The sequence below is a fragment of the Ruminococcus sp. AM31-15AC genome (assembly GCF_003462045.1).
Lineage (GTDB): Bacteria > Bacillota > Clostridia > Oscillospirales > Ruminococcaceae > Hominimerdicola > Hominimerdicola aceti.
In genome coordinates, this window is record NZ_QTYG01000018.1 from 13,590 (window position 1) to 36,092 (window position 22,503).

The following is a 22,503-nucleotide window of genomic DNA, read 5'->3' on the forward strand; positions in this document are numbered from 1 at the left end:
TTATGTTTACATTACTTAAACAAGAGGGTGCTGCACGCAGGGGGCAGTTTGAAACTGTTCACGGAACTATTCAGACGCCTGTTTTTATGAACGTGGGAACTTCGGCGGCGATAAAGGGCGGAGTTTCTTCCATTGATCTGAAAAATGAACTTAAAACGCAGGTGGAGCTTTGCAATACCTATCATTTGCACGTCAGACCGGGCGATGACATTATATACAAAATGGGCGGACTTCACAAGTTCATGAACTGGGACAAGCTATTCTTACAGACAGCGGCGGATTTCAGGTATTTTCTTTGGCCAAGCTGCGTAAAATCAAAGAGGAGGGCGTGTACTTCAACTCTCACGTTGACGGTCGCAGGATTTTTATGGGCCCTGAGGAGAGTATGCAGATACAATCGCATCTTGCGTCTACTATCGCAATGGCATTTGACGAGTGTGTGGAAAACCCTGCTGAGCATAGCTATTCAAAGGCAAGCTGTGATAGAACGGTAAGGTGGCTTGAGAGATGTATCGCTGAGCAGAAAAGGCTCAACGGGCTTGAGAATACTATAAACAAGCATCAGATGCTGTTCGGCATCAATCAGGGCTGTACTTATGAGGATCTGCGTATCGAGCATATGAAGCGCATAAGAGAAATGGAATACTGTTCGGGCTTTGCTATTGGCGGTCTGGCGGTGGGTGAGCCTACTGAGGTAATGTATAACATTATCGAAAAGGTCGAGCCTTTTATGCCAAAGGATAAGCCGAGATATCTTATGGGCGTTGGCACGCCGACAAACATAATCGAGGCTGTTTACAGAGGTGTGGACTTCTTTGATTGCGTAATGCCAAGCAGAAATGCACGTCACGGAACGCTGTTCACATGGAACGGTATTATGCACATCACTAATAAAAGGTATGAAACTGACCCTAGACCTATTGACGAGCATTGCGATTGTCCTGCTTGCCGTAATCACAGCAGGGCGTACATTCGTCATCTGTTCAAGTCTGAGGAGCAGTTGGGCGGCAGGCTGGCAGTTATGCACAATCTGTATTTCTACAACACGCTCACGGAGAAGATAAGAGAGGCTCTTGACGAGGGCAGATTTGAGCAGTTCAGAAATCAATACAGCTCGCTTCTTGCTTCAAAGTGTGAGGATTAACAAAATATAACGGTATGACGCTGTTTTCGGAAAATGCAAAGATGTTATTTTGTATTTTACGGAGATGGCGTTTTTTCGTTGAGTGGAGGCTATTTTATTTGATGAAAGCATGGTTTTGTTGCTTCGACTGGCGAACGCTAATCGCCCCTGCAGAAAAGGTGTGGTAGCAGGTGTAAAAAGTGTGGGTGCAGATAAAAATATAAGGGAAGTCAAGATTGAATGTAAAGCTGTTTTTATAAATTATACAGGGGGATTATATGAGTATTTTTGAGCTTTTTCTTACTGCGTGTGGACTTTCTATGGACGCTTTTGCGGTATCGGTGACTAATGGGCTTTGTGTCAGAAAGGGGAGAGTCAGGGGAGCATTGATGTGCGGTATCATATTCGGGCTTTTTCAAGGGATAATGCCTGCGATCGGCTATGCGCTTGGCATGAATTTTGCGGAGTACATAGAGAAGTTCGACCACTGGATAGCTTTGATACTGCTTGGATTCATAGGGTTGAACATGATATGTGGTTCGGGGGACGATGAGATCCAGACAGGGGGCAGGCTCACTTTCGGGGCGGTGTTGGTGCAGGGATTTGCGACTTCGGTTGACGCTCTGGCTGTGGGCATAAGCTTTGCGGCACTTGGTGTGGGCATAGTCAGGTCGGCGGCGTTTATATGTGTTGTTACGGCGGCCTTATCGTTCTGTGGGTTTATGCTTGGTAACAAATTCAGCGGAAAACTCAAAAGCAAGGCAAGGATAGTTGGGGGAGTTATTTTAATATGTATAGGGCTTAAAATATTCGCTGAACAGACTATATTTGCTTAAAACAACTTTCTTATTCACATAAATATGTATCACATAGATATCTTTGTGAATTTTAATTTAACAATTACAGGTGTGTATGTTCATAAACAAGCCACAATATCAGTGTATAATAAATCTCGTGATTTTTAGACAAGTGTATAAATTTGCGATTGATGTACAAACTTATGATAAGTGTACAAAGTTATGATATGTGTATAAACTTGCGATAAGTGTAAAAATTAGTGCATGGTGACCGACAAGTTTATGGAAAGTCGGAGGGAGGAAAGGCTTTTTTTATAGCTGGTTTTATGAAAAAGCTATTTATTTTTGATTTGGACGGAACGCTTGTAAATTCTATTTATGATCTTGGGGACGCCATGAACGCGGTACTTGAGAGATATGGGTTTCCTGTGTTTGATTATGATACCTACAAGCATTTAGTGGGAAATGGTACTTTGAAGCTTGTTGAGCGGGCTTTGCCTGAGAAGCTGAGAAGTGAGGAGAACATCAAAAAGTATCATGCTGAGTTCTCTGAGGAATACAACAAGAGATGTGTGAACAAGACCAAGCCTTATGAGCATATCTGCGAGGTGCTTGACACGCTTCGCAATGAGGGCATTATGACGGCAGTGGCTTCAAACAAGCCTGACGGCTTTGTGAACTACATTGTAAAGAATATTTTCGGTGAGAAAGATTTTGACCTGATCGAGGGCAAAAAGGACGGTGTTCCGACAAAGCCTGCGCCTGAGATAATATACAATATTCTTGGCACGCTTGGGGTCAAGGCTGAGGAAGCTGTGCTTATTGGCGATTCTGATGTGGACGTTATGACGGCAAAAAATGCGGGTCTTGACTGCATTGGCTGTGAATGGGGCTTCAGGGGCAGAGAAGAACTTGAAAATGCAGGTGCGAAGTATATTGCGGAAGTTCCGCAGGACATAGTGAGCATTTGTCATGAGATAAACAGGATATAATTAAAACGGAGGATTTCATATATGAGTTTTGTAATGGCTGATTTTTACAAGAGATTTGTTGACGAGGAGCTTGACAGCGAGGGCAGACTTAAAAGCTTTAAGCTTGACCTGCCTGAGAACTTCAACTTCTCATATGACGTTATAGACGAGCTGGCTAAGAACGTGCCTGATAAGGTGGCTATGCAGTGGGTCAACGAAGATGGTGAGGAGCATATCTTCACTTACAAGGATCTTTCTGAAAAGAGCAGTCAGGTGGCTAACATGATGCTGGCACACGGAGTTAAGAAGGGCGATTTTGTTATGGCTGTTCTTAAACGTCATTATGAGTTCTGGTTCCTTGCTTACGGTCTTATGAAGATAGGCGCTATCCTTGTGCCTGCAACTTGTCAGCTCAAGAAAAAAGACTATGTTTACCGCTTTGACGCTGCGTCTATATCTTATATCGTGGCAACTGCGGAGGACGATGTTCCTAATCAGGTGGATTCAGCTCTTGAGCAGTACAGTGGCATGAAAGAGAAGTTTATCACTCACGGTGCTAAAGAGGGTTGGATAGACTTTCTCAGCGAAATGGACAAGTATCCAAAGACTTTTGAGAGGATCGAAACACACGTTACTGAGTCAATGCTCATGTATTTCAGCTCTGGTACTACCGGTTATCCTAAAATGGTACTGCACAAGTATTCACTGGCTGCGGCACACATTATCACTGCTAAGCACTGGCACCACCTTGATGAGAACTCACTGCACCTTACTGTTTCTGAGACAGGCTGGGCAAAGTGTGCATGGGGCAAGATGTTTGGTCAGTTTATCTGCGGTGCGACAACATTCGTATATGACTTCGACAGATTTATTCCTGCAAACGTGCTGAAAGTAATTCAGGATTACAAGCTGACTTCTTTCTGCGCACCTCCGACAATGTACAGATTTTTCATTAAGGAGGGTCTTGAAAACTATGACCTTTCTTCACTGAAATATAGCTGTATCGCCGGTGAGGCTCTTAACCCTGAGGTATTCAACAAGTGGTATGAGTACACAGGTCTTAAGCTTATGGAGGGCTTCGGTCAGACAGAGGGCGCTGTGCTTGTGGGCAATCTTTACGGCATGGAGCCAAAGCCGGGCTCGATGGGTAAGCCTACACCGCTTTACAATATCGGTATAGTTGACAACGAGGGCAAGCCTGTTAAGGTAGGCGAGACAGGCGAGATCGTTGTTTACGCTAAGAGAGGCGAGAACCCTGCGCTGTTCAAGGAGTATTACAGAAATCCTGAGGCAACGGACAACGCTTGGAGATTTGGTATGTATCACACAGGCGACACTGCTTACATGGACGATGACGGCTACTACTGGTATGTTGGAAGAACGGACGACCTTATCAAGGCTTCGGGCTATCGTATAGGACCTTTCGAGATAGAGAGTATCCTTATGGAACACCCTTCTGTACTTGAGTGTGCTATCACGGCGGCTGATGACGCTATCAGAGGCAAGGTAGTTAAGGCTACTATCGTGCTTGCAAAGGGCTACACTGCTTCTCCTGAGCTTGCTAAGGAGCTTCAGAACTATGTTAAGCAATCAACTGCACCTTACAAGTATCCTAGAATAGTTGAGTTCGTGGACGAGCTGCCTAAGACTATCAGCGGTAAGATACGCCGTGTTGAGATAAGAGAGAATGACAGCAAGAAGAATGGGTAATTGATTTAGATATGATAAAAGCACAATGCTCTTGGTGGGTGTTGTGCTTTTTGTTTGTTGCTTCGACGGGCGAGCAGTGTTCGCCCCTACGGAATTTTGCAGGACATTTTATTTTGCAATTTTCAATATTTTATATTTTTTCGTAAAAGTATTGACAAATATTTGGCTTTATGGTATTATATAATACTACCCTGAAATATGGGGAATTATAGAGAATCGGGAGAGGTGCTTTTTATGAAGAATGGTATGAAGAAAACGGCGGCTGTTGTTATGGCGGCAATGCTTATGGGCACGGGGGCTGTTGTACCTGCGGCGGAGGATATGGGGATATTCTCACAGACGGCTATCGTTGTGGAAGCGGCGAGTGTTGGCAAGGTAACGGGGCTTAAATCTAAGACGCTTTCAAACAGCGAGATACAGCTTAAATGGAGCAAGGTAAAGGGTGCGAGCGGTTACACTGTTTATATGCGAAAAAACGGCAAGTACAACAAGCTTGGGGATTGCAAGGGTACGAGCTACACAGTTAAGAAGCTGCCTAATGCAACGAGAGAAAATTTTAAAGTAAGGGCATACAAGACTGTAAAGGGCAAGAAAGTTTACGGAGAATATTCCGCAAACTGGAACACGGCGACCAATCCGCAGGCTTGCAAGGGTCTAAAGGTAAGCAGTGTTGGCACTGACAGCGTTAAGCTTCCTTGGACGAAGATAGGCTGTACAAATTACCGCATTTATCAGAACATAAAAGGCGAATGGAAAGAGATAGGCAAGACCACAGGGACAAGCTACACTGTGAAGAAGCTTGCGCCTGCGACAAAGTATCAGTTCAAGATAAGGGCTTGCAAGCAGGACGACAAAAAGACGAATAATAATCACTATGGCAAGTATTCGGGGGTCGTGACGGCGACAACTAAGAAGAGTGACAAAATCACACAGGCTGATATTGATGCTATGAAGGCAGAACTTACAGCATATTCAAGAGAAAAAGCAACGTATATTAAGGAACATTACACGGAGTTTTGGAAGTACGGCATAGATTATAATACGGTAGAAGAATATTTTTCAATGCTTGAAAAAAAACTTATTCCTAATGAGTCAAGTTATGATACTGTTGATACTATACACTTTGGAGAGAGCGTATCTACCCTTAATGATTTCATGAAACTTTACAAAGATTATATTGACTATGAGTACAATAAGAGAGGCGATGTGTACTATATTGTGTACATAGAGCCTTGCCCGAATGGTCTTGATGTAAACCCTAACCCTTGTTGGGCTGTGTATCTCCTTTACTAATAACGGACACATATGTCACAATCTTATTAAAACGTGTTGACTTTTGCACATTTCAGGTGTATAATAAAACTGAAAATAGATAAGAAAATGTACAATGCTCTTATGGGTGTTGTGCATTTTTTGTATCATATGGTTATCCTAATTGTGAGGTGAATGTTTTGCAGGCGGTTTATGAATATCCTCCGAAGCTGTCAAGGGCGGAGAGGCAGGTCAAGGCGGCACATGATATTGAAGAACACAGGAAAATGCAGAGGAATATGTATAAGAATATCCTGCTTGGGGTCGTTATCATCATAATTGGTGCGGTGTTTGCAAGTGCGGTCTTTGCAAAGGTTCTGCTTATACTGCTGGGGGCTTGCAATTGTTCTGTGGGCGGGCTTATGTATTGGTATTACTCGCTTTCACGGGACGCTGATGTTTACACGAGGATATATGAGGATCATATTGAACACTCTCAACGCATTGGGCTTTCTAAAAGCTATCTGCACATATGTCTTTACTATGACGAGATAGAGAAGTCTTATCAGACAAACAAGGGCAGACTCATTTGCGTGCTGAAAAATGTGGAGAAGTCAAGCTTTGTGGTAAAGGACAAAGAAGGCAGGGAAAGCACATACAAGTTAGAAGATAATACTGTAAGTCTGAGCTTTCAGGACACTAAGGGCAAGCTTGTGCTTATCAATGATTTTTATGAGAAGATAGGTTATCCACACAAGGAATACAATAAGATTGAGGACGAGGAGGACGATTATTACTCCGAGGAGGATATGAAGTGGGATAAGCTTCATAAGCATGGGCTGTAGTTGTAAACTTTTTGTTAAGCCCTTGAAATGTGGTGCGGAATGTGATAACATATTATTATATCAATACACTTGAAACACTATGACCGAGAGAGTAGTTTTGCTAAGGGTCTTCAGAGAGAAGCTGCGGCGTGTGTGCGTTTTCTGAAAGCGGCTTTATATCCTGACAAAATGAAGTTCACTTGCGAGTGGTCATGCCGAATGAGAGATAGTCTTTAGTAAGCGTGAACGTTTGTCTGCGTTAAGGACGGAAGAGTGTTGGCTCTTTACTGATAGGTGGTATAAACAAGAATTTCAAAGTCTTGTCCTGTTTAGTCGGGGCAGGGCTTATTTTTATAGGAGGATAAGTAATGAAAGAACAGTTGAAAAGCATTGACGAGCGTGCGAAAGAGGAACTTTCACATATTGATGACGCCAAGCTGCTGGAGGATTTCAGAGTAAGATTTCTTGGCAAAAAGGGAGAGATAACTTCCATACTTAAGCAAATGGGTAAGCTTTCCGCAGAGGAAAGACCTGTTATCGGTCAGCTTGCAAACAAGGTAAGAGCTGATATTGAGAATGCTCTCAATAAGCGTAAGGAAGAGCTTAAGAGCAAAATGGAGCAGGTAAGGCTTACAGAGGAAGCTATAGACGTTACGCTTCCGGGCAAGAAAACAAGAATAGGCAGACCTCACCCTCTGAACGCTACTCTTGAAGAGGTAGAGGAAGTGTTCCTTGGCATGGGCTTTGATATCGTTGACGGCCCAGAGGTTGAAACAGACCATTATTGCTTCGAGGCACTGAATATGCCTAAATCTCACCCTGCAAGAGATACGCAGGATACATTCTACATCAATGAGAACGTTGTTCTTAGAACACAGACTTCTTCTGTTCAGATAAGAACTATGGAGAAGAGAAAGCCGCCTATAAGAATCATTTCACCGGGCAGAGTTTATCGTTCTGACACAGTGGACGCTACACATTCACCGCTGTTCCACCAGATAGAGGGTCTTGTTATTGACAAGGGCATCACTATGGCTGACCTTAAGGGTACGCTGGAACTTCTTATGAAGCGTCTTTACGGCGAGGACACTCAGATAAGACTTCGTCCGCACCACTTCCCATACACAGAGCCTTCTGCTGAGGTCGATCTTATGTGCTTCAACTGCCATGGCAAGGGCTGTTCAATGTGCAAGCAGGAGGGCTGGGTAGAGCTTCTCGGCGCAGGTATGGTACATCCTAAGGTACTTGAGGGCTGTGGCATTGACCCTGAGGTTTACAGCGGATTTGCATTTGGTATCGGTCTTGAAAGAATAACAATGGGCAGATACAACATCAATGATATGCGTCTGCTTTATGAGAACGATATGAGATTTTTAGAGCAGTTCTGATGAATGAAGTTATAATGCAGAGCAGGCTTTACAGAAAGCTTGCGCCGTCAAAGGCTAAGCTTGTAACGTCGGCGGCTATCAGCACACTTATGGCGCTGATAGTAGGTGTTGGCGGTGGGTTATCGGTCATGCTTGTAAAAGAACAGCAGAGTGCATGGGATATGCTCGTGCTATGTGGGTTTCTGATGATTTTTCTGGGTATCCTGCTTTTTATCGGAATAAGAGGATTTAAAAGGCAGGTAAAACAATACAGAGGAAACCTTACAAGGCTGGAGCAATTTGACGCTCAGGATATGCTGGCTTTGGAAAGCGAGATAGAGGGAAGCGAGTTCAAATACAAGACCTTTTATCTACTTGACAGATATATGTATGTGCCTAAGGCTAAACTGCTTATAAAATATTCGGATATTAGAGAGTTCAAGACCATAGTTCACAGCACAAATGGTGTCAATGACAGCATGAAAGCTGAGATAACTGATAATTTCGGGATAAAATATACTGTGAACATAAAGCGGTGGAAGGATTTCTATATTTACAGACCGCTGTTTTTAAAGGACTTGGACGAGAAGATACAAAACTGCGGTAAATGATAAGATTACGGAGGAATAATAAATGGATTTGTCAATGAAATGGCTTGCAGACTATGTAGACTGCGATATGCCGATAAAGGATTTTGTTTCCGCTCTGACGCTTTCAGGCTCAAAGGTAGAGTGCTTTGAGCAGGAGGGCGAAGATATTTCTAACGTTGTTGTGGGCAAGGTAGTTTCTATGGAGCGTCACCCTGATTCTGACCATATGTTCATCACTCAGGTAGACGTGGGAGAGGACGAGCCTGTTCAGATAGTTACCGGTGCTCAGAACGTTCACGAGGGCGATTTTGTGCCAGTTGCAAAGCACAAGTCATCTGTTCTACATGAGGGCAAGCAGGTGAAGATAACAAAGGGCAAGCTGAGAGGCGTTGCTTCTAATGGTATGCTTTGCTCTCTGGGCGAGCTTGGACTTTCTGTTCACGATTTCCCATATGCTATAGAGGACGGAATTTTCATTCTTGGCGATGACTGCGACAAGACAGTAGGCAAGGATATACATGAGGCTATAGGATATAATGACACAACTGTTGAGTTTGAGATAACTTCAAACAGACCTGACTGCCTTTCTGTTATCGGTCTTGCAAGAGAAACTGCGGCTACTTTCGGCACAGAGCTGAAGGTCAAGAAGCCTGAGTTCAAGGGCATTGACGGGGATATCAACGATATGCTCAAGGTAAAGATACACAACACTGATCTTTGCAAGAGATATATGGCCGGTATCGTAAAGAATGTAAAGATAGGTCCTTCACCTCGTTGGATGAGAGAAAGGCTGAGAGGCTGCGGCGTTAGACCTATCAACAACTTTGTTGATATCACAAACTATGTTATGCTTGAATACGGCAGACCAATGCACGCTTTTGACCTTAAATATGTCAAGGACGCATCTATCAACATCAGAAACGCTAAGGCAGGAGAAACTATCACAACTCTTGACGGCGAGGTAAGAGAGCTTTCAGAAGAGATGCTCGTTATTGCTGACGCTGAAAAGCCAGTTGCAGTAGCAGGCGTTATGGGCGGCGAATACAGCGGAATCATGGACGACACAACTACTGTTGTATTTGAGTCAGCTTGCTTTGACGGTGCAAGCGTAAGAACTACAGCTAAGAAGCTTGGCATGAGAACTGACGCTTCTGCAAGATATGAAAAGGGTCTTGACCCACATGAGTGCTACGAGGCTCTTATGAGAGCTTTCCAGCTTGTTGAAGAGCTTGGTGCAGGTGAGGTCGTAAAGACTTATATTGATGAGAATTACGAGGACGAAACGCCTAAGACGGTTGATTTTGACCCTGAGTGGATAAATAAGTTCCTTGGTACTGAAATACCTGAGAGCGACATGGTTGAATATCTCACAAGGCTTGGCTTTGAGATAAAGGACGGCAAGGTAGTTTCACCTTGGTACAGAGTGGACATTGCCTGCAAGGCTGATGTGGCAGAGGAAGTTGCTAGACTTTACGGCTACAACAAGATCCCAAACACTATCGTAAGAGGCGTTGCACAGGCTAAGCTCACCGAGGCGCAGAAGTTTGACAGACATATACAGAGATCTATGCTCGCTATGGGTCTTAACGAGATATCTACATTCTCATTCATTTCGCCTAAGTATTTTGACAAGATAAATCTTCCTGCTGAATCAAAACTGAGAAAGACAGTTGTTATCACAAACCCTCTTGGCGAGGACACTAGCGTTATGAGAACGACTATCATTCCGTCTGTATGTGAAGTGCTTGCAAGAAACTACAGCTACCGCAACCCTGAGTGCTATATCTTCGAGAGAGGAACGAGTATATACCTGTTGAGGGAGAGGTGCTTCCTAACGAGCCTGAAAGACTAGGTTTTGGTTTCTATGACACTGAGACGAAGGCTGATTTCTATGACATCAAGGGCGTTGTTGAGGGTCTGCTCTCTAGCTCGGCGCACAGAAAGTTGAATTTGAAAAGGCTACTGCTGAATGTAGCTTTGATGAGTTCTACGCCTTCCACCCAGGCAGAGTTGCTGTCGTTAAAGTAAATGGTGAGGAGATCGGCATTTTTGGCGAGCTTCACCCGAGAGTTCTGGAGAACTACGGCATTGACGCAAGAGCTTATGTGGGAAAGATAAATGTTCCTGAGCTTATGGCAAGCTGTGTTGCTCAGAAGACATATAAGCCACTGCCTAAGTATCCTGCTACAACAAGAGATCTGTCTATCGTTTGTGATGACGATATCCCTGCGGCTCTTCTTGAAAAGACTATAAGCAAGGCTGTTGGCTCGATACTTGAAAAGGTAACGCTTTTTGACGTTTACAAGGGCGAGCAGATCGAAAAGGGCAAGAAGTCTGTTTCATACTCCATTTCAATGCGTTCACATGACGGCACGCTTACTGACGAGCAGGCTGACAAGGCTATGAATAAAGTTCTTGAAGCTCTCAAGCTATCGGTGCTGAACTCAGAATGTAAAAAATATAGTGCTTGATTTGTATAATGTGCATAAATTTTGCTTTTTGACTTGTTATTTTGAAACAAATGGAGTATAATAATATCAGGCGTATTGCTGATATTAATACATTGCAGAGGGGCTGAGCATAATGCACGAACAAACTATGGAATTTTCAGTACAGCACGACAAGGAGGCTGAGCTGAAAAAGACACTTACAATTATATATGACGCTCTGAAAGAGAAGGGCTATAATCCTATTAATCAGATCGTAGGTTATATTCTTTCTGAGGACCCGACCTACATAACAACATACAATAATGCCAGAAGTCTTATTCGTCATATTGACAGAGATGAACTTTTGCAGGCATTGGTGAAGTCCTATCTTGAGTCATAACTGATATTTAAAGGCGGTAGTTTTTACCGCCTTTTTTGTTTTACGTCAGAATTTACCTGAAACGTTTTTTTGTATAAAGCCGTTTTCTGAACATAATAGTATAAGATAATAAGAAAACGGAGGGCTTCATATGAAGATAAGAAATTGCATGGCACTTATTTGTGCAGTTGTTGCACTCAGTGCTTGCGGCAGGACAGTGATAATGCGTGAGGGAAATTCATCAGAGGGAACAAGCTCGGCGGTCATCGAGCCTGTGGCTGTGGGAAAGAAAACAGCTAAGGAAAAGATAGATCTTTCGGGGCTTTCACATGACAAGGTGGGATATGGTCAGGGCGTTTTAGTCGATGATAAGAACAGGACAACGGGTGCGCTTGATTTTAATGAACAATACGGTAAGCTTAACGCAAAGGCTATAAATAATGATGACAAGATATATCTGACCTTTGATCAGGGGTATGAGAACGGATACACTGAAAAGATCCTCGATGTGCTGAAAGAGAAAAAGGTCAAGGCGACGTTTTTTCTTTGCAGGATTATGCAGAGAAAAATCCTGAGCTTGTGAAGCGTATGATAGACGAGGGGCATATTGTGGGAAATCATTCGGTACACCATTATTCTATGCCGACGCTTGGGCAGGCGGAATGTGAGTCGGAGATAAAGGATTTCCATAAGTATATGGAGGAAAACTATGATTATACCATGACAGTGTTCAGACCGCCTATGGGCGAGTTTTCGGAGTTCTCTCTTGGAGTGACGGCAAACTGCGGTTATGAGACTGAGCTTTGGAGCTTTGCTTACGCTGATTGGGACGTGAACAATCAGCCTGATGAGGGGCAGGCACTTGAAAAGCTTGTGAATGCGGCTCACCCGGGGGCTATTTATTTGCTTCACTCGGTATCGAAAACCAATACTGATATCCTCGGGGACTTTATCGACAGAGTGAGGGCTGGCGGATTTGAATTTGGCTGATAAGAGAATATGATGAAGAGAGGCCTTGTGCCTCTCTTTTTGTTATTTTAGGGACATTTGTAGCTGATTTGTAATATGTTAGTCTATTGACAAATTGTTAAAAGTATGTTATATTTTAAATACGAACAGAAACATGAGTTTCTTTAAGGAGGAAATAAAATGGTAAAAAATAAAGTGCTTACACCTGTATTGGCAGGCGTTTTGGGTCTTAGCATAGTTGGCTCAGGTCTTGGCTATTATTTTGTAAATAAAGACAGTAATGATGGTAAAACTGAGGGCGGCAAGGCTAAGCTTACTCAGGTGGCAGATAATATAAACAACACTCTTGGCACGGCTGAAAAGGCTATCAAGGGCGAACTTGATTTTGCTTACAACGCAACGGCTACTGTTTCATTCGGCGATGGCTTCACAGAGCAGGCAGGCGTTAGCTTACAGCCTATTTCTGTGACAACTGTTACAAAGCAGAAGGGAAGCAACACTGCAGCAGATGTTTCGCTGACATATGGCGGAAATAATCTTGTGTCTGCTAATGCTGTATATTCTAGAGATAACAAGTCGGCTTATGTTCAGATACCTGAGCTTTCTGACGCTTATCTTATGGTTAACGTTGACAGCCTTAAAGACAAGGTAGGCAGTGAGCTTTCTTCACAGGGCATTGACCTTGATTCTCTCTTTGATTCTGCTGAGGGCGCTGATGTTGATTTTGATACTGACGCACTTGAAAAGGATCTGGAGGAATACAAGAAGGTTATGGAGGACTCTTTCCCTAAGCCTGTTGACGGTGAGAAAAAGACTGGTGACATTGACGGAAACGAGTACAGCTATACAACTAAGGAATACACTATCTCAGGCAATGATGTAAAGGCTGCTTTTAAGGCTGTTCTTGACAAGGCTAAGGACGACGCTACGCTTAAAGATATGTTCAACAAGGCAGGCGTTGCTGACAAGCTTGGTATGTCATATGATGAGATAATCTCACAGTATGCTGATTCTATGGATTCACTTTTTGCAAGCGATAATCTTGACGAAACTGTAAAATTTGACGCTTACTACAGCGGTGATGATCTTGCGGGCTTTAGCTTTGAAAAAGACGGCGAGGGTGCAACTCTTTACACCATTCTTAAGGACGACGTTGTGGCTGTTGATTTTAGTCTTGACATGGGCAGTGAGGGCAGTGCATCATTCAAGGGTTCTGCAAACACTGTTGACGGTGTTACGAATGGCAAGTTTACAATGAAAATGGAAACTTCGTCTGATTCAGATATAGACGCTGACATGACTTCTGCTGACGGTGGACTTTCCCTTGAGCCTACCATGGCAGTTTCACCGAGCATAAACTTTGACACGATGGAAGCTGAGGTGACTCTCAAAGACCTTAAAGAAGAGGGTGACGCATTCTCGGGCACTATCAGATTTGATGTGAATGGTACATCTGATTCCCAGGCTGTATCAGGCTGGGTAGAGCTTGCTTCTGCTTCAACTGCTGACAAGCTTGATCTTTCTGTTGAGTTTGGCATGAACGGCAAGCAGTTTGTTACAATGGCAGTTACAGGAAATAAGACAGAGGCTTCTGACATCACTGTTCCGTCAGGCGACAAGATCTATGACATCACAAATGACGATCAGATGAATACATACCTTGCAGGCTGTGACAGTGATGGATTTGTTGCTAATGTAAAGAAAGTTCTTGGTGACGAGGTCTACAATATGCTTGTAAATGCAGAAGGTGATCTTGAGTCGGATTATGATGACTATGGTGATTATGATGATTATGATGACTACGATCTCTCTGATATTGATATGTCAGATTATGATTTGAGCGCAAATGCATAATAGATAAAAAAATTAAGAGGATCGCATTGAGCGGTCCTCTATTTTTAGCTGATAACACGATAATTTTCGGCTGCTTCTTCTTTTTTCACATACTCAGTGACATTGAGAACTTCCACCTTGACAGGCTTCTGACCCATATTTATGGTGATAATGTCGCCAACTTTCACGTCATATGAAGCTCTTGCAATCTTATCGTTCACAAGCACCTTGCCTGCATCGCAAGCTTCGTTTGCAATGGTACGTCGTTTAATAAGTCTTGTGACTTTCAGGTATTTATCAAGCCGCATATTTTCCTCCTTTGTAGTAAAAAAGACCTAACCCGCAGGCTAGGTCTGAGTGGCATAAGCTTTAGATTACTTGTTTACGGCGTCCTTAAGAGCCTTGCCTGCCTTGAATGCAGGAACTTTCTTAGCTGCAACAGTGATCTGCTCCTTTGTACGAGGATTGATAGCTGTCTTTTCAGCTCTCTCTCTAACCTCGAATGTACCGAAACCTACCAGTGAGATCTTCTCGCCGTTAGCAAGTGTCTCTGATACAGAATCAATAACAGTTGTAAGTGCCTTCTCAGCGTCCTTCTTTGAATAATCGCCCTTTTCTGCGATAAGATTGATCAGTTCTGCCTTTGTCATTGTTTTTACCTCCAAATTATTTTTAACGAATAAAGTTATTCATTCATTTTGCTCTCGCCAATAAGCGTCAAGCTCATTTATGCTCAGGGCGGTCATATCCTGCCCGTTTTGCCTTACAGCATCTTCTGTTTTCTCAAACTTTTCGATATAATTATTATTTGTATCCGTCAGCACTTCTTCAGCGTCAAGGTCAAGCTTTCTTGCAAGTGAAGCACAAGTGAACATTATCTCACCAAGCTGTTTTGCAACTACGGCTTTATCACTGTCAGCACTGTTTTCAAGAGCCTTAACAGCATTTTCAAGTGCGCTGATATCATGAGCATTGTCATACTCGATACCTGCTCTTGCTGCACGTTTGCTTAACTTCTGAGCTCTCATAAGTGCAGGAAAGTTCTTTGGAACGCTTTTAAGGGTATCGGAATAAGTTTCCTGTCCCTTGGTTTCTTTCTTGATAGTGTCCCAATTTTTAAGCACTGTTTCAACGTTGTCAGCTTCTACGCTTCCGAAAACGTGTGGGTGTCTGATGATAAGCTTTTTACAGATATCAGTTATCACATCGTCAAGTCTGAAATTGTTGTTTTCAGTCTCTATAACTGTATGGAAAACCACCTGCAAAAGAACGTCGCCAAGTTCTTCCCTCATCATTTCAGGAGAGTCACAGTCAATTGCTTCCATGACCTCATAGACTTCTTCAAGAAAATCTTTCTTGATAGACTTATGGGTCTGGACCTTATCCCACGGGCAGCCGTTCTCGCTTCTGAGAATTACCACGATATCCGCAAGATCATTGATATCAAAGCTGTCTTTAGCAAGCAATTCCTTAATTTTATCGCTCATTACATCATTACCTTTCCAAAAGGGTGCTTATTAATAATAAACCATTTTGCTCAAAATTTCAAGGGTTTTGCGGATTTTTTTTTGAAAATATGTAATTTACAATATTTTTCGGCGTTTCGCACAATAAATATAAACAAAAAAAGTACATTATGCTACCAATTCCTATAGAAAAAAGGGTCACAAATCTATGATTTATTTGCAAATGGGCTATTTTCGTAAGTGTTTCGTGTGACAAAACGGCTGTCACGCTGCACATGATAGCGGCGTAGGTGGGCTTTACGAAAATTTCGCTCACTTTTGGTTTTAGATCCGTCATTTTGCAAACTGAGTGTACGGATAGGACGCATATGAAAACCTCTGATACAAGAGTAGAAATAGCTGCTCCTGATATATTTATTATGGGCTGTCTTATAAGTATAATGTTCAGAAATAGCTTGATAATTCCACCTGCCAACATAATTATTATGGCTTTGTGAGGTTTTCCAAGAGTTTGCAGGATGGAAAAGCATGGTGTGGCTATGGCAAGGAATATTACTGCTATTCCAAGTATGGACATTGGCATTATACAGACCTGTATCTCAGTTTCACGGCCTCCGAAAAGAAAACGCAGGATAGGTTCTGACAAAACTGCTATGCCCATGCCTGCGGGTATGGCTATGATACTGGTGACGATGAGCATTTTTGTAAGGCCTGACTGCATGGCTTTTTTATCGTTTTTGGCACAGCTTTCGGCAAGTGAGGGGAGTATGCTTTTGCCAAACATTGCGGTGATGGTCGGAACAAGACCGAAAACTGTTACGGCAAGTCCTATGTAAGAGCCGTAAATGAAGTTCGGGAGCATATCGGTGGTGAGCTTGTCAGAGAGCAGGCTGTTAAATGTGTGTGGAGAAGCTTTCATGGCGGTTTTGATACACGGATTGACAGTGAGCATATCTATCATGTTGGCAAAGGTCATTATCACTGAGATAAGTGCGATCGGAAGACAGCAGACGACAAGCTTTTTGGCTGTTGCTCCTGTGGGGTCTGTTATGGTATCTCTTTGAAGCATTTGCTTTGTTACGCTGTCGCCTTTGATCTTGCCTGATATGAGAATATACAGACAGGCGATCGCAGAGGCTATGGACGATCCTAGGATAGCTGCGGCAGCTATAAATGGAAGTGCGGCGGAGGCTGCCTGGCGTGAGTTTTCATAGGCTGTGCCGAATATCATGCCTGTTTTATCATACATATCGGAGATATGATACATTAGTCCGTAGGCGAAACCAAGACCTAGGATAAGTTTGAAAAGGGTTTCTATCACTTCTGATACAGCGGTCGGTATCATATTCTGCAAGCCCTCACAGTAACCGCGTTCCACTGACATAATGGTACAGTAAATAATAGATGGGGCAACGCACATGAGAGCATATTTTGTACTTGGCTCGCCGACTACATTGCGTGACAGAAAATCTGAGGTGAGTATCATTACTGCAGCAGCGGCTGCGCTGATGATCGTGAAAAGAAAAAATGCAGTTCGCTTGGTATGACGCATATTTGAAAAGCGTTCAAGGGCATAGTTTTCAGCGGTGAGGCGTGCCATGGTGGAGGGGATACCTGAAACGACTATGGCGAAAACTGGTGTGAAAACTGAGAATGCTGAAGCGAAATATCCCATGCCTGTGCCGCCCAGAAGATTGGTAAGAGGTATCTTATAGAGAAGTCCCAGAATTTTTGTTATCAGAACCATTGCAAGCAATATTGCTGAGCCTTTTATAAAGCCTTGTCTTTTCATCTGTCAACCTGCTTTCTGACTTGTTTTTATATGATTTTATGCTGTTATGGTGGGTTTTATTACGGTTTGTCCATATGTCAGGTGGATATGCAGTTGTTTAAATTGCACAAAAATAGAGCTTAGGGTGCTAATACTAAAAAAAGTTTGCGTAAACACTTTATTTTATAGGAAAAATGTGATATAATCATATTATGTATTTTTAAGAAAAAGAGGTAAAAAAGTTATGACTTATAAGTTTTCAGAAAAGGTTTCTCATTTGCAGGCTTCTGCTATCAGGGAAATACTTAAATTTACTTCTGACCCAGAGGTAATTTCATTTGCGGCAGGCAATCCTTCTCCTGAGGCATTCCCTGTGGACGAGCTTAATAGAATATCAGAAGAGATATTCAAGGAAAATCCTATCGGTGCACTCCAGTACAGCCTTACAGAGGGATACACTCCTCTGAGAGATCTTCTTAAGAAAGAGCTTGAAAAGAAGGGTGAATTTGATCCTGAGAGAGATGATCTTATCATCACAAGCGGTGCTCAGCAGGCTAACGAGCTTGCTTGTAAAGTTCTCTGCGACCCAGGCGACGTTCTTTGCTGTGAGGCTCCAAGCTTTATAGGCTCACTTAATGCGTTCAAGTCATACAATGTTGAGCTTAAGGGTATCACGCTTCATGAAGACGGAGTTGATTTGAAAGAGCTTGAAGAGGCTTTCGCTACAGGCAAGGTAAAGGTATTCTACATTATCTCTAACTTCCAGAATCCTACTGGTCTTACAACTTCTCTTGAAAAGAGAAAGGCTATCTACGAGCTTGCTAAGAAGTACAGTGTTATGATACTTGAAGATAACCCATACGGCGACCTGAGAATAAAGGGTGAGGCTATCCCGTCTATCAAGAGCATGGACAAGGACGGTCTTGTTATGTATTCAAGAACATTCTCAAAGATACTTGCTCCTGGTATCAGAGTTGGCTACATTTCCGCTCCAAAGGAGATAATCGGAAAGATAGTTGTCTGCAAGCAGGTGGCTGACGTACATACAAACATCTGGGCGCAGATGCTGGCTTACAACTTCATGAAGGACAATGATATTGAAGCGCATCTTGCTTCGCTGAGAGTGATCTACAAGCATAAGCTCGAACTTATGATAGAGCAGATCGAGAAGAATTTCTCTTCACAGATCAAGTTCACAAGACCTGAGGGCGGTCTGTTCATTTGGTGTACTCTTCCGGAGGGCAGTGACATGACTGGTTTCTGCAAAAAGGCTGTTGCAGAATATAAGGTAGCCGTTGTTCCGGGCAATGCTTTCATGGTAAGCGAGTCTGACAAGACAGCTTCATTCAGATTGAACTTCTCAACTCCTACAGACAAACAGATAATCGACGGCTGTGAGAAGCTTGGCAAGCTTTCTAAGGAAATGTTCGGCGATTAAGATAAAATGAAAAAAGTTCCTTTTACGCCTTTTCAGCTTGTGCTTACGGTGGTAAATACGGCGGCTCTAATGTTCTGCATGGGGTGTGATTGCTTTGTGCTGATAGTGGGCATGACGGCAGGCAGGACAAAGCCTTATGTGGTGGGTCTTGTGCTGAGTCTTCTTGCTATGGCGGTGTTTATTCTGCTTGTGTTTTCAGCAGGCAGGATAAATATTTTCAGTGATAAAGCTGACCCCGATGGGGACACTGCACCTGCGGTATCGGCACTTAGGACGTATTTTTGTATCTTGTTTTTTGATATTTCAGGAGTGCTGGGCCTTATGCTTGCGGGAGCGTTGGGGGTTGAGTGGGCTAAAAAAGCTATTATAATTTTTGCTCCTGTCGTTTTTGTCCTTGCAGCGATTGTTTATTTTATTCTATCGGGCAGGATAGGTCTTGATGATTTTTCGGATAGTGACGGGGAAGATTGATATTACAAGGGGGAGGTCTGTCATGAAAAGTGCATTGAAAAAGGATACTGTCAGAGAGATAAGACACTCGTTGGGCAGATTTCTCTCTATTTTTCTGATAGTTCTTCTTGGCTGTGGATTTTTTTCTGGTATCAAGGCGACTATGACTGATATGATAGACACGGCGGAGAAATATTTCAGTGATAACAGACTTATGGATATTAAGTTAATGTCGTCTATAGGCGTTAAGTCTGAGGACGTTGAGGCTGTGAAAAAAGCTGATGATGTTCAGGGCGTTATGGCGGGATATTCTAAGGACGTTTTCTACTATCATGAAAATCAAAACCTTGTGCTGAAATTCATGTCCTTCAACAATGTTGTTGATGAAAACAGCCCTAATAATCTTGATAAGCCTGTTTTACTAGAGGGCAGGCTTCCTGAAAAAAAAGGCGAGTGCGCAGTAGAGGTAAAAATGAGTTCACCTGACACCTTTAAGGTGGGCGGAGAGATAAAGATCAACGAGCCTGACTCGTCAAAAAATATAACTGATACTTTGGCAACTGACACATACAGGATAGTAGGTATTGTGGCTTCACCACTTTATATCGGCTATGAGCGTGATGCGACCACAGTGGGCAACGGAACTGTGGTAAGCAACGTTTTTGTGCCTGAGAGCGAGTTTGTGTGCGATTATTACACTGAGCTTTATGTGAAATTCAAAGGCACTGACGAGCTTGACCCGTTTTCCGACGAGTACAAGCAGGCTGTGAAAGATAAGAGCGTTCAGGCGGTGGAGTTTTTTGAGGACAGTGTGAACGCAAGGTTTGAAAAACTAAGCAGTGACGCTCAGGACAGTATTGACATCGCTCAGGAGAAAGTTGACATCTTGAAACAGGCGCTTGCCTGCGACGAAAAACAGCTTACGGAGCTTTTGGCAACAGCGCAGAAGTCGGTTGAGGAAGCTCAGGAGGCTTATGATAAGGCTGAACAGAGTGGTTCTAGTGCAAAGTATCTTGCAAGGTCACAGCTTTTAAAAGCACAACAGCTTGAAGAAGTGGCAGGAAAGCTTCTTCAAGACAAAAAGACAGGAAGTACGGCGGCTTTTGATGAATATAATGGTCAGCTTGCGGCGGCAGAAGATGAGATAGCCGGAGCGAAAAAAGAACTTGAAGCCGTTAAAACGCCTGCATTCTATCAGTATGACAGATTTGAGGCTAGCTCTGATTATAGTTCCTTTTATGGGGACGCTCAGAAGGTCGACTCTATCGCAAAGGTGTTTCCTGTGTTCTTTATTCTTGTGGCGGCGCTTGTGTGCCTGACCACAATGACTAGAATGGTAGAGGAACAGAGAACGCAGATAGGTACATACAAGGCTTTAGGATACAGTGGGGCAAGAATAGCCGGAAAGTATCTTTTCTATGCAGCAACAGCGGCATCAGCAGGAAGCTGCATAGGCGTTGTTGTTGGATTGCAGATCTTTCCGAAGATAATTTATAGTTGCTATAATATTTTATATAACATTCCTGATATTGACACACCGTTCAAGCCTGTTTATATGGTGCTTTGCTTGGTGGTGTCGGTTATTTGCACTTGCTCGGCGGTGCTTTACGCTTGTATCAAAGAGCTTAAGTCACAGCCGTCACAGCTTATGCGTCCAAAGCCACCGCAGAATGGCAGGCGTGTTTTGCTGGAACGTGTGGATCTTATATGGAATCGGCTTGACTTTCTTGCAAAGGTCACCGTGAGAAATTTGCTGAGATATAAAAAGCGTTTCTTTATGACGATCGTGGGAGTGGCAGGCTGTACGGCGCTGATAGTCACGGGTTTTGGTTTGAAATATTCTATAAAGACTATTGCCGAAAAGCAATTCAATGAGATATTTCTGTATGATGGTATTGCGGTACTTAATTCAGCCGATTTTGACGAGAAACAATTGGAGGACAAGATAAGCAGTATCGCACAGGTAGACAAATCTATGCTTATGCAGAGTACAGATGGCATTGCAGAAAATGAAAGTGAAAACCAGTCTGTTTCTATGATCGTGCCGAAAACTCCTGAAAATATGGGAGATTATATCGATCTTGTATCTGCTGAGAATGGATCAACCTTGAAGTGAAAAGCGGTTCTGTTATCATAACACAAAAGCTTGCAAAGCTTCTTGACCTGAAAACGGGTGACACTATTACCATAAAGCTCAGTGGTCATGAGGAGAAAGAGTTCAAGATAGGCGGAGTAAGCAAGAACTATGCTTTGCATTATATTTACATCACTCCTGATGATTTTGAAAGTGTATACGGTGAGAAGCCTGTTTATAATCTTTCTTTTATTGACCTAAAGAAAGACACTGATGAAAACTCTTTCAAGGAACAGCTTATTTCAAATGACGAGTTTTACGGAATAAGCTTTAAAAATGATTCAAGCAGAGGTTTCCTTAATTCTGTAGACAGCCTTGACGCTATCGTTATTTTGCTCATCGTTTGCGCGGGAGGCTTGGCGTTTGTGGTGCTTTACAATTTGGCAAACATAAATATAACTGAGCGTGTTCGTGAGATAGCGACAATAAAAGTGCTTGGATTCTATGACGGTGAGACTTCGGCGTATATTTACAGAGAAAATCTGATATCGACGATTGTGGGCATTATCGTGGGTCTTGCGGCAGGAAAGATACTGCACTATTTTGTTGTGATAACTTCTGAGGTCGATCTTGTGCTGTTCAACAGACAGCTTGTTTGGTGGGCGTATGTGCTTGGTGCATTGCTCACATTGGCATTTGCATTTATAGTTAATTTGGTTCTTCATTTCAAGCTTAAAAAGATAGATATGGTAGAATCTTTAAAATCAGTAGAATAGACGGAGGTATTATTATGGATATTTTTGAAGAAAACTGCGATACTGAAAATAACTGCACAGTAAGCTATTTCTGGAAAGGTCTTGCACTTTTTCTCCTTGGCGTTATAATTGGTCTGTTTGTTTCGCCTATCAAGAAAGGCGTTACTATCGGTTGTAACAACAAGATAGACAAGGGTGGCTGTAACGATCATTTTGACCCTGAAGAGTATTATGATGATTATAACTTTGATGATGATGAAGATGATTTTGACAATGATGGCGTAAAATTTTAACGAAAGGCGTATA

The 22,503-nt window shown here is 42.8% G+C and carries 19 protein-coding genes and 3 pseudogenes; 18 read left to right on the forward strand and 4 right to left on the reverse strand.

The annotated features are described in order from the left end of the window. Window positions 1-2 precede the first annotated feature (2 nt). The 13 genes and pseudogenes from tgt to DW793_RS07005 all read left to right on the forward strand — a co-directional run bounded on the left by tgt (window position 3) and on the right by DW793_RS07005 (window position 14,264). Window positions 3-1,144, forward strand: a pseudogene (gene tgt / locus DW793_RS06945) (tRNA guanosine(34) transglycosylase Tgt). A 257-nt stretch (window positions 1,145-1,401) separates the two neighbouring features. Continuing rightward, window positions 1,402-1,959 (forward strand): manganese efflux pump MntP, encoded by a 558-nt coding sequence (locus DW793_RS06955; protein ID WP_118157467.1) that lies wholly within the window; start codon window positions 1,402-1,404, stop codon window positions 1,957-1,959. 287 nt (window positions 1,960-2,246) lie between these two features. Beyond that, entirely contained in the window at window positions 2,247-2,912 is a 666-nt protein-coding gene (locus DW793_RS06960) for an HAD family hydrolase (RefSeq protein ID WP_041337309.1), read from the forward strand. A gap of 21 nt (window positions 2,913-2,933) precedes the next feature. Beyond that, window positions 2,934-4,601: an AMP-binding protein gene (locus DW793_RS06965; RefSeq protein ID WP_118157468.1), complete on the forward strand. Its 1,668-nt coding sequence runs from the start codon at window positions 2,934-2,936 to the stop codon at window positions 4,599-4,601. Window positions 4,602-4,835: 234 nt separating this feature from the next. After that, on the forward strand, window positions 4,836-5,894 hold the full coding sequence (locus tag DW793_RS06970) for a fibronectin type III domain-containing protein (protein WP_181988311.1): 1,059 nt from the start codon (window positions 4,836-4,838) through the stop codon (window positions 5,892-5,894). 149 nt (window positions 5,895-6,043) lie between these two features. Next, window positions 6,044-6,697, forward strand: coding sequence for a hypothetical protein (locus DW793_RS06975; RefSeq protein WP_252969717.1), 654 nt, complete (start codon window positions 6,044-6,046; stop codon window positions 6,695-6,697). A 347-nt stretch (window positions 6,698-7,044) separates the two neighbouring features. Next, window positions 7,045-8,064 carry a phenylalanine--tRNA ligase subunit alpha gene (gene pheS, locus DW793_RS06980; RefSeq protein ID WP_022288228.1) on the forward strand — a complete coding sequence of 340 codons (1,020 nt, stop codon included), beginning with the start codon at window positions 7,045-7,047 and terminating at the stop codon, window positions 8,062-8,064. Then, complete coding sequence (locus tag DW793_RS06985) at window positions 8,064-8,654, forward strand: hypothetical protein (RefSeq protein WP_117897961.1); 591 nt, start codon at window positions 8,064-8,066, stop codon at window positions 8,652-8,654. The genes pheS and DW793_RS06985 overlap by 1 nt, the downstream gene beginning before the upstream one ends. A 67-nt stretch (window positions 8,655-8,721) precedes the next feature. After that, window positions 8,722-10,661, forward strand: a pseudogene (pheT, locus tag DW793_RS06990) (phenylalanine--tRNA ligase subunit beta). 77 nt (window positions 10,662-10,738) lie between these two features. Beyond that, a complete protein-coding gene (locus DW793_RS15285; RefSeq protein ID WP_252969718.1) occupies window positions 10,739-11,104 on the forward strand; it encodes a hypothetical protein in 366 nt (121 codons plus the stop codon). A gap of 112 nt (window positions 11,105-11,216) precedes the next feature. Further along, a complete protein-coding gene (locus DW793_RS06995) occupies window positions 11,217-11,462 on the forward strand; it encodes an IreB family regulatory phosphoprotein (RefSeq protein ID WP_022288225.1) in 246 nt (81 codons plus the stop codon). A gap of 202 nt (window positions 11,463-11,664) precedes the next feature. Beyond that, window positions 11,665-12,431, forward strand: a pseudogene (locus tag DW793_RS07000) (polysaccharide deacetylase family protein). Between the two features lie 159 nt (window positions 12,432-12,590). Next, on the forward strand, window positions 12,591-14,264 hold the full coding sequence (locus tag DW793_RS07005) for a DUF6583 family protein (protein ID WP_118157471.1): 1,674 nt from the start codon (window positions 12,591-12,593) through the stop codon (window positions 14,262-14,264). A 44-nt stretch (window positions 14,265-14,308) separates the two neighbouring features. Here the strand turns inward: DW793_RS07005 and DW793_RS07010 are convergent, their stop codons facing one another. From DW793_RS07010 to DW793_RS07025, 4 genes are all read right to left on the reverse strand, one after another. Continuing rightward, window positions 14,309-14,551: an RNA-binding S4 domain-containing protein gene (locus DW793_RS07010; protein ID WP_022288222.1), complete on the reverse strand. Its 243-nt coding sequence runs from the start codon at window positions 14,549-14,551 to the stop codon at window positions 14,309-14,311. A gap of 66 nt (window positions 14,552-14,617) precedes the next feature. Next, window positions 14,618-14,908, reverse strand: coding sequence for an HU family DNA-binding protein (locus DW793_RS07015; protein WP_256319968.1), 291 nt, complete (start codon window positions 14,906-14,908; stop codon window positions 14,618-14,620). 24 nt (window positions 14,909-14,932) lie between these two features. Then, complete coding sequence (gene mazG, locus DW793_RS07020) at window positions 14,933-15,730, reverse strand: nucleoside triphosphate pyrophosphohydrolase (RefSeq protein ID WP_118157472.1); 798 nt, start codon at window positions 15,728-15,730, stop codon at window positions 14,933-14,935. A gap of 58 nt (window positions 15,731-15,788) precedes the next feature. Further along, the gene (locus DW793_RS07025) at window positions 15,789-17,501 is read right to left on the reverse strand and encodes a polysaccharide biosynthesis protein (RefSeq protein WP_118157473.1); all 1,713 of its coding nucleotides are present in this window, start codon (window positions 17,499-17,501) and stop codon (window positions 15,789-15,791) included. 223 nt (window positions 17,502-17,724) lie between these two features. Between DW793_RS07025 and DW793_RS07030 the strand changes: the two genes are divergently transcribed. From DW793_RS07030 to DW793_RS07050, 5 genes are read left to right on the forward strand one after another with little or no spacing between them, the layout of a single operon-like run. Beyond that, window positions 17,725-18,918, forward strand: coding sequence for an aminotransferase-like domain-containing protein (locus tag DW793_RS07030; protein WP_118157474.1), 1,194 nt, complete (start codon window positions 17,725-17,727; stop codon window positions 18,916-18,918). 6 nt (window positions 18,919-18,924) lie between these two features. Next, window positions 18,925-19,389, forward strand: coding sequence for a hypothetical protein (locus DW793_RS07035; RefSeq protein WP_118157475.1), 465 nt, complete (start codon window positions 18,925-18,927; stop codon window positions 19,387-19,389). A 22-nt stretch (window positions 19,390-19,411) separates the two neighbouring features. After that, window positions 19,412-21,484, forward strand: a complete 2,073-nt coding sequence (locus DW793_RS07040; protein WP_181988312.1) for an FtsX-like permease family protein — start codon at window positions 19,412-19,414, stop codon at window positions 21,482-21,484. Continuing rightward, window positions 21,481-22,218 (forward strand): ABC transporter permease, encoded by a 738-nt coding sequence (locus DW793_RS07045; protein ID WP_181988313.1) that lies wholly within the window; start codon window positions 21,481-21,483, stop codon window positions 22,216-22,218. Before DW793_RS07040 ends, DW793_RS07045 begins: the two co-directional genes overlap by 4 nt. Before the next feature lie 14 nt (window positions 22,219-22,232). Then, window positions 22,233-22,490: a hypothetical protein gene (locus DW793_RS07050; protein WP_118157478.1), complete on the forward strand. Its 258-nt coding sequence runs from the start codon at window positions 22,233-22,235 to the stop codon at window positions 22,488-22,490. Window positions 22,491-22,503: the final 13 nt, after the last annotated feature.

Excerpts from the sequence above, each read along its gene's own strand:
- DW793_RS06955 (WP_118157467.1), top strand. The coding sequence starts at position 1,402 with ATGAGTATTTTTGAGCTTTTTCTTACTGCGTGTGGACTTTCTATGGAC.
- DW793_RS06960 (WP_041337309.1), top strand. The coding sequence starts at position 2,247 with ATGAAAAAGCTATTTATTTTTGATTTGGACGGAACGCTTGTAAATTCT.
- DW793_RS06965 (WP_118157468.1), top strand. The coding sequence starts at position 2,934 with ATGAGTTTTGTAATGGCTGATTTTTACAAGAGATTTGTTGACGAGGAG.
- DW793_RS06970 (WP_181988311.1), top strand. The coding sequence starts at position 4,836 with ATGAAGAATGGTATGAAGAAAACGGCGGCTGTTGTTATGGCGGCAATG.
- pheS (WP_022288228.1), top strand. The coding sequence starts at position 7,045 with ATGAAAGAACAGTTGAAAAGCATTGACGAGCGTGCGAAAGAGGAACTT.
- DW793_RS06985 (WP_117897961.1), top strand. The coding sequence starts at position 8,064 with ATGAATGAAGTTATAATGCAGAGCAGGCTTTACAGAAAGCTTGCGCCG.
- DW793_RS06995 (WP_022288225.1), top strand. The coding sequence starts at position 11,217 with ATGCACGAACAAACTATGGAATTTTCAGTACAGCACGACAAGGAGGCT.
- DW793_RS07005 (WP_118157471.1), top strand. The coding sequence starts at position 12,591 with ATGGTAAAAAATAAAGTGCTTACACCTGTATTGGCAGGCGTTTTGGGT.
- DW793_RS07010 (WP_022288222.1), bottom strand. The coding sequence starts at position 14,551 with ATGCGGCTTGATAAATACCTGAAAGTCACAAGACTTATTAAACGACGT.
- mazG (WP_118157472.1), bottom strand. The coding sequence starts at position 15,730 with ATGAGCGATAAAATTAAGGAATTGCTTGCTAAAGACAGCTTTGATATC.
- DW793_RS07025 (WP_118157473.1), bottom strand. The coding sequence starts at position 17,501 with ATGAAAAGACAAGGCTTTATAAAAGGCTCAGCAATATTGCTTGCAATG.
- DW793_RS07030 (WP_118157474.1), top strand. The coding sequence starts at position 17,725 with ATGACTTATAAGTTTTCAGAAAAGGTTTCTCATTTGCAGGCTTCTGCT.
- DW793_RS07035 (WP_118157475.1), top strand. The coding sequence starts at position 18,925 with ATGAAAAAAGTTCCTTTTACGCCTTTTCAGCTTGTGCTTACGGTGGTA.
- DW793_RS07040 (WP_181988312.1), top strand. The coding sequence starts at position 19,412 with ATGAAAAGTGCATTGAAAAAGGATACTGTCAGAGAGATAAGACACTCG.
- DW793_RS07050 (WP_118157478.1), top strand. The coding sequence starts at position 22,233 with ATGGATATTTTTGAAGAAAACTGCGATACTGAAAATAACTGCACAGTA.